This window comes from Thiocystis violacea (assembly GCF_016583565.1).
GTDB lineage: Bacteria > Pseudomonadota > Gammaproteobacteria > Chromatiales > Chromatiaceae > Thiorhodococcus > Thiorhodococcus violaceus_A.
This window is the reverse complement of sequence record NZ_NRRF01000004.1, coordinates 89,014-105,282: the sequence shown is the minus strand read 5'-3', so window position 1 is coordinate 105,282 and position 16,269 is coordinate 89,014. Positions and strand designations below refer to the sequence as shown.

General features: G+C 64.7%; 14 protein-coding genes. 11 read left to right on the top strand and 3 right to left on the bottom strand.

Translation table 11 applies throughout. The features are described 5' to 3' along the window. The first annotated feature begins 18 nt into the window (after positions 1-18). The 7 genes from bchI (at position 19) to CKO23_RS02820 (ending at position 8,585) form a co-directional block, all read left to right on the top strand. Positions 19-1,047, top strand: coding sequence for a magnesium chelatase ATPase subunit I (gene bchI, locus CKO23_RS02850; RefSeq protein WP_200328236.1), 1,029 nt, complete (start codon positions 19-21; stop codon positions 1,045-1,047). Continuing rightward, positions 1,044-2,861 (top strand): magnesium chelatase subunit D, encoded by a 1,818-nt coding sequence (locus CKO23_RS02845; protein ID WP_200328235.1) that lies wholly within the window; start codon positions 1,044-1,046, stop codon positions 2,859-2,861. Before bchI ends, CKO23_RS02845 begins: the two co-directional genes overlap by 4 nt. 61 nt (positions 2,862-2,922) lie before the next feature. Next, positions 2,923-3,822, top strand: a complete 900-nt coding sequence (bchO, locus tag CKO23_RS02840; protein ID WP_346014554.1) for an alpha/beta fold hydrolase BchO — start codon at positions 2,923-2,925, stop codon at positions 3,820-3,822. A gap of 97 nt (positions 3,823-3,919) precedes the next feature. Continuing rightward, entirely contained in the window at positions 3,920-5,449 is a 1,530-nt protein-coding gene (locus CKO23_RS02835) for a phytoene desaturase (RefSeq protein WP_242482173.1), read from the top strand. A gap of 10 nt (positions 5,450-5,459) precedes the next feature. Further along, entirely contained in the window at positions 5,460-6,509 is a 1,050-nt protein-coding gene (locus CKO23_RS02830) for a phytoene/squalene synthase family protein (RefSeq protein ID WP_200328233.1), read from the top strand. A 592-nt stretch (positions 6,510-7,101) separates the two neighbouring features. Then, complete coding sequence (locus CKO23_RS02825; protein WP_346014553.1) at positions 7,102-7,971, top strand: SAM-dependent methyltransferase; 870 nt, start codon at positions 7,102-7,104, stop codon at positions 7,969-7,971. A 107-nt stretch (positions 7,972-8,078) separates the two neighbouring features. Then, positions 8,079-8,585 (top strand): hypothetical protein, encoded by a 507-nt coding sequence (locus CKO23_RS02820; protein WP_200328232.1) that lies wholly within the window; start codon positions 8,079-8,081, stop codon positions 8,583-8,585. Here the strand turns inward: CKO23_RS02820 and CKO23_RS02815 are convergent. Then, complete coding sequence (locus tag CKO23_RS02815; protein ID WP_200328231.1) at positions 8,526-9,635, bottom strand: glycosyltransferase; 1,110 nt, start codon at positions 9,633-9,635, stop codon at positions 8,526-8,528. The genes CKO23_RS02820 and CKO23_RS02815 overlap by 60 nt on opposite strands. An 814-nt stretch (positions 9,636-10,449) precedes the next feature. On the opposite strand from CKO23_RS02815, the gene CKO23_RS02810 reads away from it, so the two are divergent. Both CKO23_RS02810 and CKO23_RS02805 read left to right on the top strand, forming a co-directional pair. Next, on the top strand, positions 10,450-10,743 hold the full coding sequence (locus CKO23_RS02810; RefSeq protein WP_200328230.1) for a hypothetical protein: 294 nt from the start codon (positions 10,450-10,452) through the stop codon (positions 10,741-10,743). Between the two features lie 141 nt (positions 10,744-10,884). Beyond that, positions 10,885-11,811, top strand: coding sequence for an SDR family oxidoreductase (locus CKO23_RS02805; RefSeq protein WP_200328295.1), 927 nt, complete (start codon positions 10,885-10,887; stop codon positions 11,809-11,811). 72 nt (positions 11,812-11,883) lie between these two features. Here CKO23_RS02805 and CKO23_RS02800 read toward each other — a convergent pair whose 3' ends face one another. Continuing rightward, the gene (locus CKO23_RS02800; RefSeq protein ID WP_346014552.1) at positions 11,884-12,657 is read right to left on the bottom strand and encodes an NAD(P)-dependent oxidoreductase; all 774 of its coding nucleotides are present in this window, start codon (positions 12,655-12,657) and stop codon (positions 11,884-11,886) included. A 354-nt stretch (positions 12,658-13,011) separates the two neighbouring features. Here CKO23_RS02800 and CKO23_RS02795 point away from each other — a divergent pair, with 354 nt between their 5' ends. Beyond that, positions 13,012-13,491 carry a DUF2269 family protein gene (locus CKO23_RS02795; protein ID WP_200328229.1) on the top strand — a complete coding sequence of 160 codons (480 nt, stop codon included), beginning with the start codon at positions 13,012-13,014 and terminating at the stop codon, positions 13,489-13,491. Positions 13,492-13,530: 39 nt separating this feature from the next. Next, positions 13,531-14,565 carry a carotenoid 1,2-hydratase gene (locus CKO23_RS02790; RefSeq protein ID WP_200328228.1) on the top strand — a complete coding sequence of 345 codons (1,035 nt, stop codon included), beginning with the start codon at positions 13,531-13,533 and terminating at the stop codon, positions 14,563-14,565. Positions 14,566-14,772: 207 nt separating this feature from the next. Here the strand turns inward: CKO23_RS02790 and crtD are convergent, their stop codons facing one another. Then, complete coding sequence (gene crtD, locus CKO23_RS02785) at positions 14,773-16,269, bottom strand: 1-hydroxycarotenoid 3,4-desaturase CrtD (RefSeq protein WP_200328227.1); 1,497 nt, start codon at positions 16,267-16,269, stop codon at positions 14,773-14,775.

Below are 16,269 nucleotides of genomic sequence, written 5' to 3'. Positions count from 1 at the left end.
CAACCAGGTCCGCCGCGTATGCCCATCCCGTTTCCCTTTTCCGCCGTCGTCGCCCAAGAGGAGATGAAGCGCTCCCTGCTGATCGCGGCCATCGATCCGTCGATCGGCGGTGTTCTCGTCTTCGGTGACCGTGGTACCGGTAAGTCCACCGCCATTCGCGGACTCGCCGCGCTGCTGCCTAAGATGCAGGCCGTCGATTGCACCTACAACTGCGACCCAGGAGCGGGCGACGACGCCCTCTGTGCCGACTGCCGCGACAAGCGCAATAAGGGTGTTGCGCTCAAGAGCCACAAGGTTCCCGTGCCGGTCGTGGATCTGCCGCTCGGTGCCACCGAGGACCGCGTCATCGGCGCCCTGGATCTGGAGCGCGCCCTGACCAAGGGCGAGAAGGCCTTCGAGCCCGGCCTGCTCGCACGCGCACACCGCGGCTTCCTCTACATCGACGAGGTCAATCTCCTGGAGGATCACCTGGTCGACTCCCTGCTCGACGTGGCCGCCTCCGGCGAGAACCTGGTCGAGCGCGAGGGTCTGAGCGTGCGCCATCCCGCCCGTTTCGTCCTGGTCGGCTCCGGCAACCCGGAAGAGGGTGAGCTGCGGCCGCAGCTTCAGGACCGTTTCGGCCTCTCGGTCGAGGTCAAGACCCCGCAAGATCTGCCGACCCGCATGAAGGTCGTGCGGCTGCGCGACGAGTTCGAGCGCGATCCCACCGCCTTCGTCAAGAAGTGGAAGCGCAACGACGGCAAGGTCCGCCGCCTGATCGAGAAGGGGCGCGAGGTCCTGCCCGAGGTGGTCGTCCCGGACGCGACGCTGGAAGAGGCCGGCAAGCTCTGCATCAGGCTTGGCACCGACGGCCTGCGCGGCGAGCTGACCCTCATTCGCGCCGCGCGCGGCCTGGCCGCCCTGCAGGGCGACAGGGAAGTGACCGTCGAGCACCTCAAGGCGATCGCGACCTCCGCGCTCCGTCATCGTCTGCGCCGCGACCCGCTGGACGAGTCCGGCTCCACCAGCCGCGTCGAGCGTGCGCTGCAGGAGCAGTTTGGCGAATGAGTGCCGCAGGCCCGAACCCCGCCGTCGCCGACGGCAGCGGACCGGTCCAGCGCCAGGCAGGTCCTGGTCCCTCTCCTTGGGACGATGCCGTCCTCGCCGCCGCCCTCATGACCGTCGATCCGGCCGGTACAGGTGGTGTTTGCGTGCGTGCCCTGCCGGGTCCGGTGCGTGACCAATGGCTCTCCGTCATGCGCGACCTCCAGCCCGAGGGCACGCCCATGCGGCGTGTCCCGCTGCATGTCTCCGATGGACGCCTGCTCGGCGGTCTCGATCTGGCCGCGACCTTGAGCGCCGGTCGTCCGGTAGCCGAGCGCGGTCTGCTGGTCGAGGCCGACGGTGGGGTCATCGAGCTGGCGATGGCCGAGCGCATCGCCGCAGGCACGGCCGCCCGTCTGACCATGGCCTTCGATTCTGGCGAAGTGGTGCTGGAGCGCGACGGCTTGGCCATGCGCACGCCCTCCAAGTTCGCTGTCGTCGCCATGGACGAAGGCGTCGGTGAGGACGAAGGGCTGCTGAATGCGCTGCTCGACCGGCTCGCCTTCCACCTCGAGCTGACCTATATCCGTGTTCACGAGGCGATCGCCTGCGATTACGACGTCGACGATATCCTCGCCGCGCGCGGGCGGCTCGCCACCGTCACCATCAAGGAAGAGCAGATCGAGGCCCTGTGCGGGATTGCGCTCGCCCTCGGCATACCTTCCCTGCGCGCGTCCATCTTCGCCTCCCGAGTCGCCTGCGCCCACGCGGCGCTGGAAGACCGCGCCGAGGTTGCGGAGGAAGACATGGCGGTCGCCGGAAGGCTGGTGCTCGCGCCCCGCGCGACCCAGCTCCCACCCATGGAGCCGCCGCCGGACGCCGAGCCGCCGCCTCCCGAGCCGGAGGAGCCGGACCAGGAGCAGAATCAATCCAACGAGCAGCAAGAGCCGCAGGAGCTGGAAGACAAGATCATGGAGGCGACTCAGGCCGCCATTCCCGCCGGCCTGCTCGCTCAGCTTCAAATGGGTAAGTTGCGCCGCTCGCGCTCGCGCGCCACGGGCAAGGCTGGCGCGGTGCAGAATGCGCCGAACCGCGGTCGTCCGGCGGGCGTTCTGCGTGGCGAGCCGCGCGCCGGGCTGCGTCTCAACGTTGTCGAGACCCTGCGCGCAGCGGCGCCCTGGCAGCGCCTGCGTCGCGAGGAGCGCGCCCGCTTCGGTCAGCACTCGACCCGCATCGAGGTGCGTCAGGACGACTTCCGGATCACCCGCTTCAAGCACAAGTCCGAGACCACGACCATCTTCGTCGTCGATGCCTCCGGTTCTTCCGCGCTGCACCGTCTCGCCGAGGCCAAGGGCGCGGTCGAGCTGTTGCTGGCGGATTGCTACGTTCGGCGCGACAAGGTCGCCCTGGTCGCCTTTCGTGGCAAGGAGGCCGAGATCCTGCTGCCGCCAACCCGCTCGCTGGTGCGCGCCAAGCGCAGTCTGGCTGGCCTGCCTGGCGGCGGAGGCACTCCGCTTGCCTCCGGCATCGACCTGGGTATGATTCTCGCGGACACCATCCAGCGACGGGGCGGCACGCCGGTGCTCATCGTGATGACGGACGGTCGGGCGAATGTCGCTCGCGACGGAAGCGGCGGTCGTGCCCGAGCCGGGGAAGAGGCGACGTCCGCGGCGCGCGCCGTGCGGGCGCTGGAGATCACCGCGCTGGTCATCGACACCTCACCCCGACCTCAGCAGCAGGGTCGCGATTTGGCGCAAGAGATGGGAGCGGTGTATCTCCCGCTTCCGCATGCCGACGCGACCTCGCTCAACCAGGCGGTGCGTGCAACGACCCAATAGGTGCTGGCGGTTGCATCGCGCAGCTTCGCCGGCCCCCCATCGCGACGCGGGACTGGACGACGTGGAAGATCGACCCAATTGGGAGCGTGAGGGGCGGGATTGGCCCAATCGGGAGGCGAGCCGTTTCGTCTCGGCGGCGGGGATACGCTGGCATGTCCAGGAGATGGGGCGGGGCCCCGTGCTCCTCATGCTGCATGGGACTGGCGCGGCGACGCATTCTTGGCGTGACTTCGCCCCCGTCCTGGCCGAGCATTTCAGGCTCATCGCGCCCGATCTGCCCGGCCATGGCTTTACCGCGCCCCCGCCGTACGACTCCATGTCATTGCCGGGCATGGCGCGCTATGTGGCCGAGCTGGTCGATACGTTGGGTGTCCAGCCGGATCTGGTGCTGGGGCATTCGGCGGGTGCCGCGATCCTGATCCGCGCCTGCCTGGAGGGTCGCTTGGCACCGCGTGGGCTGATCAGTCTGAACGGCGCCCTCATGCCCTGGCGCGGGCTGCCGGGCCACGTCTTCTCGCCAGCGGCCAAGCTGTTTGCCAAGAACTCGCTGGTGTCGCGGCTCTTCGCGCTGCGCGCCGCGAATCGCAAGACCATCCAGCGCCTGGTCGACAGCACCGGCTCCACGCTCGATCCTCTGGGCGTGGATCTCTATCAGCGCCTCATCCGATCCCCGTCGCATGTGCGTGCGTCCTTGTCCATGATGGCGAACTGGGATCTGACGCTGATCGAAGAAGGGCTGCCGCGGCTTGAGACGCCTCTCTTCCTCGTTGTCGGCGAGGCGGATTCCACCGTGTCGCCGCGCGAGGCGCGGCGGGTGCGGGAGCGCTTGCTCACGAGTGCCAAGGTCACTGGTCTGCCGGGCCTTGGTCACCTGGCGCATGAGGAGCGTCCGCGGGAGGTTGCGGAGGTCGTTTTTCAGATTGCACATGGGTTGGGCGTGCTTGCGACGCCTTCTGTTTGATTCCTGTCCGGTTTTGTTGATCGGTGTCAGGGCGCCGCGTATGTGGCATCCTGCTATACTGTCAATCAATCTTGACAGTTAGCTGAGTAATAAGAAATTGACAGCCTTAGCTCCACAGGTCTCTGGTAGCAATCTTGGTCAGGTCAAGCCGCACGCCGTCGTGGTCGGTAGTGGTTTCGGCGGTCTGGCCGCCGCCATTCGTTTGAGCGCGCGTGGCTACCAGGTCACGGTCCTCGAGAAGCTGGACGCCCCTGGCGGGCGGGCCTATGTCCACGAGCGTGATGGCTTCAGCTTCGATGCCGGCCCCACCATCATCACCGCACCCTTCTTGCTCGAAGAGCTATGGGGTCTGTGCGGTCGGCGGTTCCAGGACGATATCGATCTGAGATTGATGGATCCCTTCTATCGGATCCGCTTCGATGACGGCCGTGTCTTCGACTACAGCGGTGACGCGGACAAGGTGAAGGCGCAGATCGCCCAGTATTCGCCGAGCGATGTCGACGGCTACGACCGCTTCATGAAGATGAGCGAGGCGGTCTTCAAGGTCGGCTTCGAGGACTTGGCCCACGTCCCCTTCAACTCCGTGATGGACATGGCCAAGATCGTGCCGGACATGACGCGGCTGCAAAGCTATCGTACCGTCTACGGCCTGGTGTCCAAGTACATCAAGGATCCCTACATCCGTCAGGTGCTGTCCTTCCATCCGCTGCTGATCGGCGGCAATCCCTTCACCGTCACATCCATTTACGTCCTGATCTCTTTCCTGGAGCGTAAATGGGGTGTGCACTCGGCGATGGGTGGCACGGGCGCCATCGTCAAGGGGCTCGTCGATCTGGTCGAGGGGCAGGGGAGCGAGATCCGCTACCAGGCCGAGGTCGAGCAGATTCTGGTCAAGAACGGCAAGGCCACCGGTGTTCGCCTGGTCTCCGGCGAGGAGGTTCCGGCCCATGTGGTCGTGTCCGATGTCGATCCCGCGATCACCTACGGCAAGATGCTGTCGCAGCACGCGCGTCGGCGCTGGACCGACAAGAAGATCGAACGGTCCCAGTATTCCAATGGGCTATTCGTCTGGTACTTTGGCACCAAGCGCCAATACCCGGACGTGAAGCACCATACCATTCTGCTTGGGCCACGCTATCGCGGCCTGATCCAGGATATCTTCAAGCACAAGAAGCTCTCCGACGACTTCAGTCTCTATCTGTACCGTCCGACGGCGACCGACCCGAGCCTGGCTCCGGAAGGTTGCGATACCTTTTATGCCTTGTCGCCGGTCCCGCATCTCGGAAGCGAGACCGATTGGGAAGCCCAGGCGGAGCCGTACCGCGCCAGGATCGCCCGTTACCTCAGCGAGACGGTGCTTCCAGGATTGGAAGATCAGATCGCGACCTCCCTCGTGACTACGCCCCTGGACTTCAAGCACCGCTTGAATTCACATCTGGGCGCCGGTTTCAGTCTAGAGCCCCTCTTAGTGCAGAGTGCGTGGTTCCGCCCGCACAACAAGAGCGAAGAGGTGGATGGTCTTTATCTGGTCGGCGCGGGGACCCACCCTGGGGCAGGTGTGCCTGGGGTGCTCTCTTCCGCGCGGGTCCTCGATACGGTGGTTCCGGATGCCTCAAGCTTTGTCTAATCAAAACGCCATGAAGAACAAACACGCGTCGGCAGCCGATGTCGTCGCTTGCCGCGACCTGCTCCGCTGCGGCTCGCGCTCTTTCTATGCCGCGTCCTTTCTGCTACCGCAGCGTTTCCGCGATCCGGCCATGGCGCTCTATGCCTTCTGCCGTATCGCGGACGATGCCATCGACTGCGTCGGCGACGATCCGCTGCTGCAGGCCGCTGCGCTCGAGATGCTTCACGATCGCCTCGATCGCATCTACGCGGGCCAGCCGACCGACGATCCGGCTGATCGAGCGCTCGCCGACGTGGTTGTGGAGTTCGCGATGCCGAAGCGCCTGCTGGAGGCCTTGCTGGAAGGCTTCGAGTGGGACGCTCAGGGTCGTCGCTACGAGGACATCTCGGGGATCTATGCCTACTCGGCACGGGTCGCGGGGACGGTCGGCGCCATGATGGCGGCGCTCATGGGCGCGCGCTCGGAGGAACTGGTCGCGCGCGCCTGCGATCTGGGCGTCGCGATGCAGATCACCAATATCTGCCGCGACGTGGGCGAGGATGCGCGTAACGGTCGACTCTATCTGCCGCGCGAGTGGATGCGTGACGCTGGGATCGACCCCGATGCCTGGTTGGAGAATCCCGTGTTCAACGAGGCTCTCGCCTCGGTCGTTCGGCGCATGCTACAGACGGCGGACACCCTCTATCAGCTCTCGGACGCCGGGATCGCCGGTCTGCCGATGGGTTGCCGGGCCGGGATCAATGCCGCGCGTTATCTCTATGCCGAGATCGGTCGTCAGGTCGAGCGTCAGGGGCTGGATTCCATCTCCAAGCGCGCCGTCGTTCCCGCGCCGCGCAAGCTGCAACTGCTTGGGCCGATCCTCGGCAAGGCCATCCTACCCTCGCGTTATGTCGCCGCCCCCGCCCTCGAAGAAACGCGTTTCTTGGTCGATGCGGTCGTTGCTGCGACACCGCAACCTAAGAAGGATTCGGCCTTGGGTGGCACTGGCGGTCGCGTGATGTGGGTTCTGGAGTTGTTCGAGCAACTCGAAGAACGCGAGCGCGCGATCAGTTTGCGCTAACGCTGCATCGTTCATCCGAGCGAGCCAAGGATGGCGCGCGAGTTCCTGCCTGCGGCTGTAGCCCACCGCGCGTTCCCATCATGATCTGTGTCGGGTTTGCTGGATTCGTCCATCGTTTTGGTCGATGGGTGCGAGTCTAGACGGCCCTTGTCTCCGTGGGTTGTCCAGACGGCGGGACAGAACCAGTTGGCAGCCAACCCCGCTGGACAAGGGATGCCTTTGCGCGGCAGATCGTCACGCGCAAACCCGCCGCCGGTCTCGCTGGCTGTCCCATCCACGACCTCAAGATCCTCCGACTCAGCCGCAAGTCGTTTGCCCAGTGCTCTTGGCGCGGCTACGATCGGCGCCATATCGGCTTTTCGATGAGTGAATCTCTCGTCCTGCTGTCAATCGGGTCCGGGGTCAAGCCCTGCCGGGGTTGAGGTCGTCGACCCGACGGACCGACATCGGCAACCAACCGCCGGTTCGGTTCGGTTCGGTTGGTCAGCGGTTGTTTCGGCTGAACCGGGGTGACTTCGACTCAGTTCCGTCAAGGAGGGCGTCTGTCCCTGTCGGAAGGCGTAACGCAAGACTGTATCCTAAGGAGGTTGCTGTGAGTGAATCCAAGGGCGCATTCGGTGGCGGTGCTGGGATGACAATCCCGCCCCTGCCGGCGCGCTGGCTCTACCGGATAGCGTCGACCCACGCCTTCAGCGAGCGTGGCTTGTACCTGAATCTCGGCTATTGGGACGGGGCGCGGACTATCGACGAGGCCTGCGAGGCGATGGTTGAGCTGGTCGGCCAGACGGCCGGCCTCACCAGTGCCGACGAGGTCGTGGATGTCGGCTTTGGGTTCGCTGAGCAGGATATTTTCTGGACCCAGCGCTTCGCCCCGCGGCGGATCATCGGCGTGAACGTCACGCCTGAACAGGTGCGGGTGGCACGGGCGCGTGTCCAGAAACTCGGCCTGGAGGGGCGAATCGATCTGCGCGAAGGCTCGGCCACCGCGACCGGGCTGCCGGATGCGTGTTGCGACGTCGTCATTGCGCTCGAGTGCGCCTTCCACTTCGATACCCGCGAGCGCTTTTTCGCCGAGGCCGCCCGCCTGCTGCGGCCGGGCGGGCGTTTGGTGCTCGCCGACTCGATCCCGACCGGGCCCGACCCCGATCCGTGGCGGCAACCGCTGCTGGCGTTGCTGTCCGGCATTGCCCTCTTTGCGCTCGCGGTGCCGCGCGCCAATGTCTATCCGCGTGATGTCTACGCCGCGAAGCTCGCCGCAGCCGGATTCGAGGGGGTGCGGGTAGAGTCGATCCGCGACCGGGTGTTTCCGGGCTGGTTCCGAGCCTTGGCGGAGGACCCCGGGTTGCGCCGGCGGCTTGGACCTGTGGGATGGCTGCTTCGCCGCATTCCAGAGGCACAGTATGAAGCGTTCGATTACGTCCTGGCCGTGGCGCATCGGCCAATGACAGAGACGGTCGACTAGCGGCCGTGCCACCCGGCTGAGGCTGGTTCGCCGAGCGGAACAGCGCCATGTTCATGCAGGACTGTTGGTGCTCTGCGATCGCAGCAGTCGTCAAAGAGGGGGTTGCTGTGCTGGAGACCGCGCTCTACGCAGGCGTCTGGATCCTGATCCACTTCGGATGTGGTTATGTGGCGCATCACCTGCCCGCTGGTGTGCTGGCCGCATTCCCGCTCGTCAATCAGAGCTATCGCTGGGAGGACTCTGGAGGTCTCTATGAGCGGCTAGGGATCCGCGCCTGGAAGGACCGTCTGCCCGAGGCCGGCGCCTTCTTCGCGGGCGGTTTCTCCAAGCGTTCCCTGCGCAGCCACGACCCCGCCTATTTGAGCCGCTTCGTGCTCGAGACCGCTCGCGCCGAGTGGTCGCACTGGCTGACTTGGGGCATGGCGCTGACCTTCTTCGTCTGGACGCCTTGGCAGGTGGGCGTGGTCATGCTGATCTATGGGGCGGTCGTGAACCTGCCTTGTATCCTCATTCAGCGCTACAACCGCGCCAGGTTGCAGCGCGCCGCACGGGCGCTAGCCCGGCGTTCGGACCGGAATGGAGCGACCCTTCCAGCGAACGCTGTTTCGCACTAGTGTGCGGTAGAGCGATCTCATAAAGACGACCGTGAAGAACACGATCGACAGAGGGTAGCTCAAGGCCGTACCCAAGCCAAAGTTGCCCATCTTGCGTAACAGCCACCACTGCTGCAGCACATAAGCGGAGTAAGCCGCCGTGCCCGCCACTGCCCAGACGGAGAAGCCGTCACGCGGCCACTTCAGCATCGCGTCGACAGAGGCGCACGCGCCGGAAATCCAGCAGATCATCATCACCAGGATCAGCGGGTCGGTCGACATGGCTCCACGGGCGAAATTCTTCGTCCAACCGTCGGTCAGGTCCCTCAATCCACCCGGATACATGCGGAAAGAGATCGTCCCCTCCCCGATGAAGTTGCTCGTACGCACGCCTCGCTTAGCCATCTCTCGTGCCAGCGCCACGTCGTCGACGATCTCGGTGCGCACCAGCCGATGGCCGCCGGTACGAAAATAGTCCTCCCGCGAGCACACCATGCAGGGGCCGAAGCTCCCGTTCGACTTGACCGAATCGCCCGCGAGGGTGAAAGATCGGATGCTGCCCATCATGACAATGGAGAAGATTCCGGAGAGTCGCTCATAGGCCTTGACCATGCGGTGGTAGGGCTGAATCGAGACCAGACCTCCATGCTTGGCGTGGGTGCCGATGATTCGCCGCAGCCCTGTCGGCTCCAACTCGGTGTCGGCATCGAGAAAGATGAGTAGATCGCCCGTCGCCTCTTGAGCGCCGGCCCAGCAGGCGTGCGGTTTGCCCAGCCAGCCATGGGAAAGCTCGGTCAAGGTGAGCGTCTTGGCGCCCGCGGCTCGGGCCAGCTCGGCCGTCGCATCCGTCGAGTCGTCGTCGATGACGATGACTTCGTGGTTGCCATGATCCTGCTCCCGCAGTGATGCGAGTAGCGGCGGCAGACGCGCCTCCTCGTTGCGCGCGGGGATGATGACCGACACCTTGATGTCGTCAGCGCGCCGGGGTAGCGGCGGACAGGTACGCATCCGCCCGAGAAAGACGAACGCAAGGCTCCATGGCAGGAGCAGCCAAAGTAGCTCGGTTGGCACGGTGGGCGGACTCGTTATCTGGCGTTGAAAAAGGGGTGGTGGACTTGCTGAAGATCGGAACACCACGCATGACCTAGCAGGTAGCCGCAGTATGGCGGCCTCTCCACCAGATGGCAAACTTCCGCTGCAGATTCAGTAGGCTGCGTCGCTGTCGCTGGGGTGGATGCTTCGCCCCCCCCCCCACTGACCCCTGGGCGCCGAGCATGCGTTTGCGCGAATCTGGTCTTGGCGTGCATCCGCTCGACAATGCTCGAATCATCCAAGTCGACTCGCTGGCGAACTTCGCCCTCAAACCCTTGGTGCCGGCGACGGGCATCCTGGCGGACCTCGCCGAGCTGACTCAAGCGTTCGTCCACCGCCGGCTCGCTGCGGCCGCTGTGCTTCCGTGCTGCTCCAGGCCGCCACCAGCACGCACTCCTCAGCCTCAACCGCCTTGTCCTCAGCCCTCGTCGGGGCTTATTATTGGGCCACTGTTCGGCATCGGGTCGTTGAATTTCTTGATTTTTCAACGCTTTGGGCTGAGAGGGCTGGCGGCAAGCTGGACTATGGTCTGGGCTAAACGGGCGCTTACCGCGGAAACACCGAAATAACCAAGCCAGCATCGAGTCACGTTGCGCGCGCTGCGTTTCTGGCCGACTCCGTTCAGGGCAAGACCTCGACGGATTTCCACGGCTGGGTCGTTAGGCGCCTCGCATGAACAAGCGCCTAGTGCGCAGCAAACTGGCCGGGCATGGACGTGCCTTCTTCAAGGACCTGGAGTCTGCCCGGCATCGTCTCGACAACATCATCACTCAGAAGGCAGAAGGCGCAGACCATGACCGAATTCCTTGCAAGCGGGCGCTCCATCGATTTGGTCCTGTTGCTGATCGGCCTGGAGGCGATCGTGCTCATGGTGCTGTGGCGGATGCGCCGCTGCCCCTTGCCGCCGCTCGCAACCCTGCTCATCCTCGCCCCCGGTACCTGTCTGTTGCTGGCCGCGCGCGCGGCCATCACTGGTGCCTCCTGGGTTTCGGTCTCATCCCTTTTCCTCGTTGCGCTCGTCATACACTTGGTCGATCTGCGGCAACGCTGGCAAGAGCGGAGTCGCCAAGGCGCGGTCAAAGGTTGATGAGTCCAGTCGTTTTCTAGAGCCGCTGGCATCTCGGCACGGTTGTTTCGCCATGCGAAACGCCAAAAATGTCAATGCAACGCCCATCGGCTCGCCGTAATTTGGCACACCTCGTATCTATTCGTTGGGGGGCACTGGTCGATGAGCTGGACAACTGCCGATATCCCGTCGCAAGACGGACGGCTTGCTGTCATCACCGGGGGTACCGGTGGGCTTGGTTACGAGACGGCGCTCGCGCTGGCGGCGGCGGGGGCCGAGGTCGTGCTTGCGGGGCGAAACGACAGCAAGGGTGCGAATGCGGTGGCGCGCATCCGCGCGGCCCATCCTGATGCGACAGCGCGCTTCGAGCGGCTCGACCTGGCCTCGCTCGCCTCGGTTGCCGCCTTTGCTGAGGTGCTGCTCGCCGAGAATCGGGGCATCGATCTGCTGGTCAACAACGCCGGGGTCATGGCGCTACCCGGCAGGCAAGTGACGGTCGACGGCTTCGAGCGTCAGTTCGCCACGAACTATCTCGGTCATTTTGCCCTGACCGCCCGACTGCTGCCGCTGCTGCGGCGGGTGGCCGGGGCGCGCATGGTCAACGTCAGCAGCCTGGCGGCGAGCTTGGATTCCATCGATCTCACCGATTTGCAGTCGGAGCGAGGCTACGTCCCGTTCAGATCCTATGGCATGACCAAGCTGACGATGCTGATGTTGGCGTTGGAATTCCAGCGCCGCAGCGAGGCTGCGGGCTGGGGAGTCGATGGCCTGGCGGCTCATCCGGGCTATGCCCGCACTGACATCATCAGCAACGGACCCGCCTCGCGCGGCTTGAGGGCGGGGCTATGGCGGATCACGAAGTCGTTCTTGCTTCCGCTCAGCCCGGCGGCCGAGTTGGCCGTACTGCCGATCCTATTCGCGGCGACGTCGCCGGATGCGCAAGGCGGCGGGTTTTACGGGCCGACGGGATGGCACGAACTCAAGGGTCCGCCCGGAGCGGCCGCGATACCAGCCAAGGCGCTGGACGGCCCGGCCGCCGCTCTTCTGTGGGAGACGTCGGAGCGACTGGCCGGGGCGAGGTTCGCGTGAGGGTCGTCGCGTTCGGCGCGATCGTCGGTGCCTGGCGCGCGAAAGAATGCGTCCAGGCTGCCGAGCGGCGGTTTAAGTGGTATGTGCCGTCGTCGTATCTGTCGCGAAATCTCGTTCGGATATGGTGAGTTGCGACAAGACGACCGTCTTCCGCAGGTAGTGGCCACCCTCTAGGACTTGGGCAATGAAGTCGGCGAGATCGACCCGGCTGACGGTTCGCTTGCGTCTGTCGCCCGAGGTGCTGGCAACCCAGCGCCCCGTGGCGGCGCCGTCGGTCAGGCCAACGGGTTGGATCAGTGTCCAGTCCAGGCTGCTTGCCTTGACCAGCTGTTCCTGCCGCTCCTTGTCGGCCAGCTGTTCGCCCAGCTGCAGTGCGCGGAACCACAGCTTGAACACCTGCGACAACCTGTCGCGCGTGTCGCCGACGCCGTAGGAGGTGACGCAGATCAGGCGCTTGACCGAGGCTGCTTCCATTGCGGCGATCACATTGGCTGTGCCGACCTCGCAGATGTTGGGCGGGGTGTTGCGCTTGATTCCCAGTCTGGCTCCCAGCTTCAGGACGATGGGGTCGAGGGAGTCACCCAGGCTGACGATGACCGCGTCCTGACCGGTCACGGCTGACGCCACATCGTCGGCGTTCAGGGCATCGCCCTTGATGATGGCAAGCCCTGTGTAGGTGTGCGCGGAGAACTTCGCCGGATCGCGGGCAAAGGCGGTTACCTCATGTCCGGCGGCGAGCAGGTTCAAAGCTACCGTGCGGCCGGCCTTGCCGGTCGCCCCAAATACAACAACTTTCAAAACAGGCCTCCTAATGTGCTGGCCGATCCGCGATGCCCAACAGCGCACCGATGACCGCCGATGCGGAAGCCACTGATCCGCCTCGGCGCTGCAAATTCTCGCGGGCAGGAGTCTAGCATAATGACGCCAACCGCTATCGGAGTGCTGTGGGTAACGCCTATACAACCTGGATACCCAGCACTATAATCCGGCCGCAACGCAGTGATTGGCCAGGCCAAACGAAGTAATCTGCTCGACCCGAGGCCGACAGCGCCTCCTAACTGGGCATGCCTGATAGGCATCCGACTCGCTCCGGTTTAACCCCAGCCACTGACGCTTCTTCATGAGAGCGTGGCATGTGTCTGCTTGCCTGGAGAGTCGGAAACCCACTCTGTCCTCCAGCCTAAGCGGTGAGTTTGAATCATGTTGTATGCGTTTTTTAAGTCTCTGCATATTCTAGGGTTGATTCTGATGGCGGGAAACGTAACCGTCACGGCTCTGTGGAAAGTGTTTGCGGATCGGACGAACAAGACGCAGATCATGGCGTTCGCTCAGTGGCTGGTGACCGTGACTGACTATTCGTTCACTCTGGCTGGCGGTTTTCTCCTTGTCATCGGCGGTTATGGTGCCGCCCTCGTGGGTCACTGGCCTCTGTTCAGCACACCCTGGCTCGTTCTGGGGCAGCTCGCGCTAGCTGTGGCGGGAGCCGTGTGGCTAGGTATTCTGGTGCCGCTCCAGATCAAGCAGGCTCGCCTCGCGCAGGAGTTCGCGGTCATCGGCGAGGTGCCGCCAGAGTATCGGAAGTACAGCCGCACCTGGCTGGTTTGGGGGCTCCTCTCGACGGTGCCGCTGCTGGCTGGACTCTATTGGATGGTGGCCAAGCCAACCTCATACTGGTGGTGATATCGCATCAGATGGTGATGCCGCATCGGAGATGGCGCTATGCGAACAATAGACTTTCAGCAATCCGGAGCCTTGCGGGCTGACAATGCACCGCCTGTTAACGGCGATGAGGACACTCTGATCCGCGCCTGCGAGCCTGGACTCGGGCCACGCTTCGATGCGTCGGTCATGCCGGAGGGGTATCTTTGGTGGTATGTCGATGCCTTGAGCGACGACGGACGGCATGGGATCACGCTCATCGCTCAGCTCGGGAGCTGCTTTTCCCCCTACTACGCCAAGGCGCGCCGGCTCGGCGACAGTGATCCGCTGAACCACAATTCGCTGAACGTCGCGCTGTACGGCGAGTGCAAACGCTGGAGCATGACCGAGCGGGGCCACTCCGCGCTGCGGCGAGACGCCTCCAGGCTGGAGCTCGGGCCGAGCTCGTTGTCCTGGGACGGAACCAGTTTGACCATTCAGATCGATGAGGTGACGGTGCCGCTGCCCTCGCGCATCCGCGGAACGGTGCGGGTCTATCCGAGCGTGGTGGCGGGCCAGCCGTACAACCTCGACAATGCGGGACACCACTACTGGGCGCCGATCGCCCCGCGCGCGCATGTCGAAGTCGAGTTCGATCAGCCCTCTTTACGCTGGTCTGGCAGCGGATACCTCGATTCCAACTGGGGCGTTGAGCCGTTGGAGAGGGCGTTCCAGCGTTGGGAGTGGTCGCGCGCGATGCTGAAGGATGGTGGTACGGCGATTCTGTATGACGTGACGCAGCGCGAGGGGGATAAGCCACCGCTAGCACTGCGCTTTGCTCCGACCGGTGGCGTCGAGCATTTCGAGGCGCCACCGCGCGTGCGGCTGCCCAATACGGCCTGGCTGATGCGGCGCGGCACGCGGGTGGACCCGCACCACACCGCACGCGTGACCGAGACCCTGGAGGACACGCCGTTCTATACGCGCTCGGTGCTGGAGACCCACCTGCTCGGCGAGCCGGTGACGGCGATGCATGAGAGCGTCTGTCTTGACCGCTTCAGCTCGCGCTGGGTGCAAACGCTGCTGCCGTTCCGGATACCTCGGGCATTGAGCTGAAGCAAGCTGGGCTCCGTGCGGGCTGGAAAGGGTGGTTGTGACCACGGCGGATGTTGGAGTCGGTTGGGCCGAGGGGCGAGGCCCGACCAAACGGCGCGTGGTGGGCTCCTGACGTCCGCCCAGTCTGCAGAAGCTCTCCGGCGCGCATTGCTCATGGCTACGCCCAGAACGGGCTGGACGCTCCAGCCCGAACCCCGACCGACCTCTTCAACTCGAATCGAGATCCTCGATCAGGCTGGCCGCCGCCAGTCGACCCGACACCGCCGCCATGGGAATGCCGGCCCCCGGATGCGTGCTCCCGCCTGCTAGGTAGAGGCGTGGGATGCGCGTGCGCGAGGCTGGGCGCTTGAACGCCGCTGTCCATCCGTGATACGCCTGCCCATAGAGTGCCCCTCCTGTCGCGGGAAAGAAGCGCTCGAACTCGGTGGGCGTCGTGACCTGGCAGTTCTCCGGCGTTCTGAGCACGCGTAGGCCGCAGTGCTCCAGGTGAGAGAAGACGCGTTCCTCGCTTTGAGCGATCTCGGCTGCGTCGAACCTGTGCTTGTCGCCGATTGGGGGGGCGTTGAGTAGGAGTAAGAGGCGCTCGGTGCCGTGCAAGCTGCTCGATTCGCCAATGCCGCGGTCTTGAGCGCAGACATAAACCGTCCCGTTGCGTGGCAGTCGAGCGTGCTTGAAGACGTCGTCGAGCTCGGCGGCGTAGTCGCGCCCGAAGAAGACGTTGTGCCGAGCCAGCGGGAAGCCCTGGGTCTCGGCGCTCAGGCACCAGGTCATGGCGGACAGGGAGCGGCCGGCCGGTCGGATGGGTGGCACGGCGCGGCTCGCTCCCTTGCCGAGCCGGCCTTGGGAGAGGGCGGCGGGGTCCGCGTTGACGACTACGGCGTCCGCCGCGCGGACATCGCCATTCGCAAGTCGCACTCCGCTGCTGTGTCCGTGCTCGGTGAGGATCTCGACCACCTCTTGGTGGTACTCGATGCTTGCGCCATGCTTTTCCGCGAGCTGGGCGAGCGCGGATGCAACCTGCTGCATGCCGCCGGCGACGGACCAGACGCCTTGCTGCTCGGCATGCGCAATCAGCATCAGCGTTGCGGGTGCCTGGAAGGCCGAGGAGCCGCAGTAGGTGGAATAGCGCCCGAACAGCTGGCGCAAGCGTTGATCCTTGAAGTAGTCTCCGAGTATGTCCCAGAGGCTGTCGTAGGGCTTGACCCCGCTCAGTCCGCCGAAGCCGCGCAGCCCGCAGCGTTTCATGAGTCCGAAAAAGCTTGGGCGAGGGGCGTGGATGAATGTCGTCTCGAGCGTTTCGTAGATCATGCGCGCGCGATCGCGGAAGGCGCGATAGCCCTTGGCTTCCGCCGCGCCGGCGAAGTCGCCGATCGCATCGACGGTGCGCTCGTGGTCCGCGAAGAGGTCCAGGCGCTCATGCTCGCTCCAAGCGTGCCGTGCTATGATTTCCAGCGGCTCCAGCGTTAGATAGTCTTCGAGCGTGGCGCCCGCGTCGGCGAAGATGTCCTCGAAGATTCGGCGCATGGTGAGCACCGTGGGTCCGGCGTCAATGCGGTGTGTTCCAAGGGTGATCTCGCGCATCTTGCCGCCCGGTGTGCCGGCGCGCTCGAGCACCTGGACCTGGAGCCCTCGCGCGGCGAGCTGGACGGCGGCGACGAGTCCGCCGATGCCAGCCCCGACGACGATGACATTTTTCCTGGACAT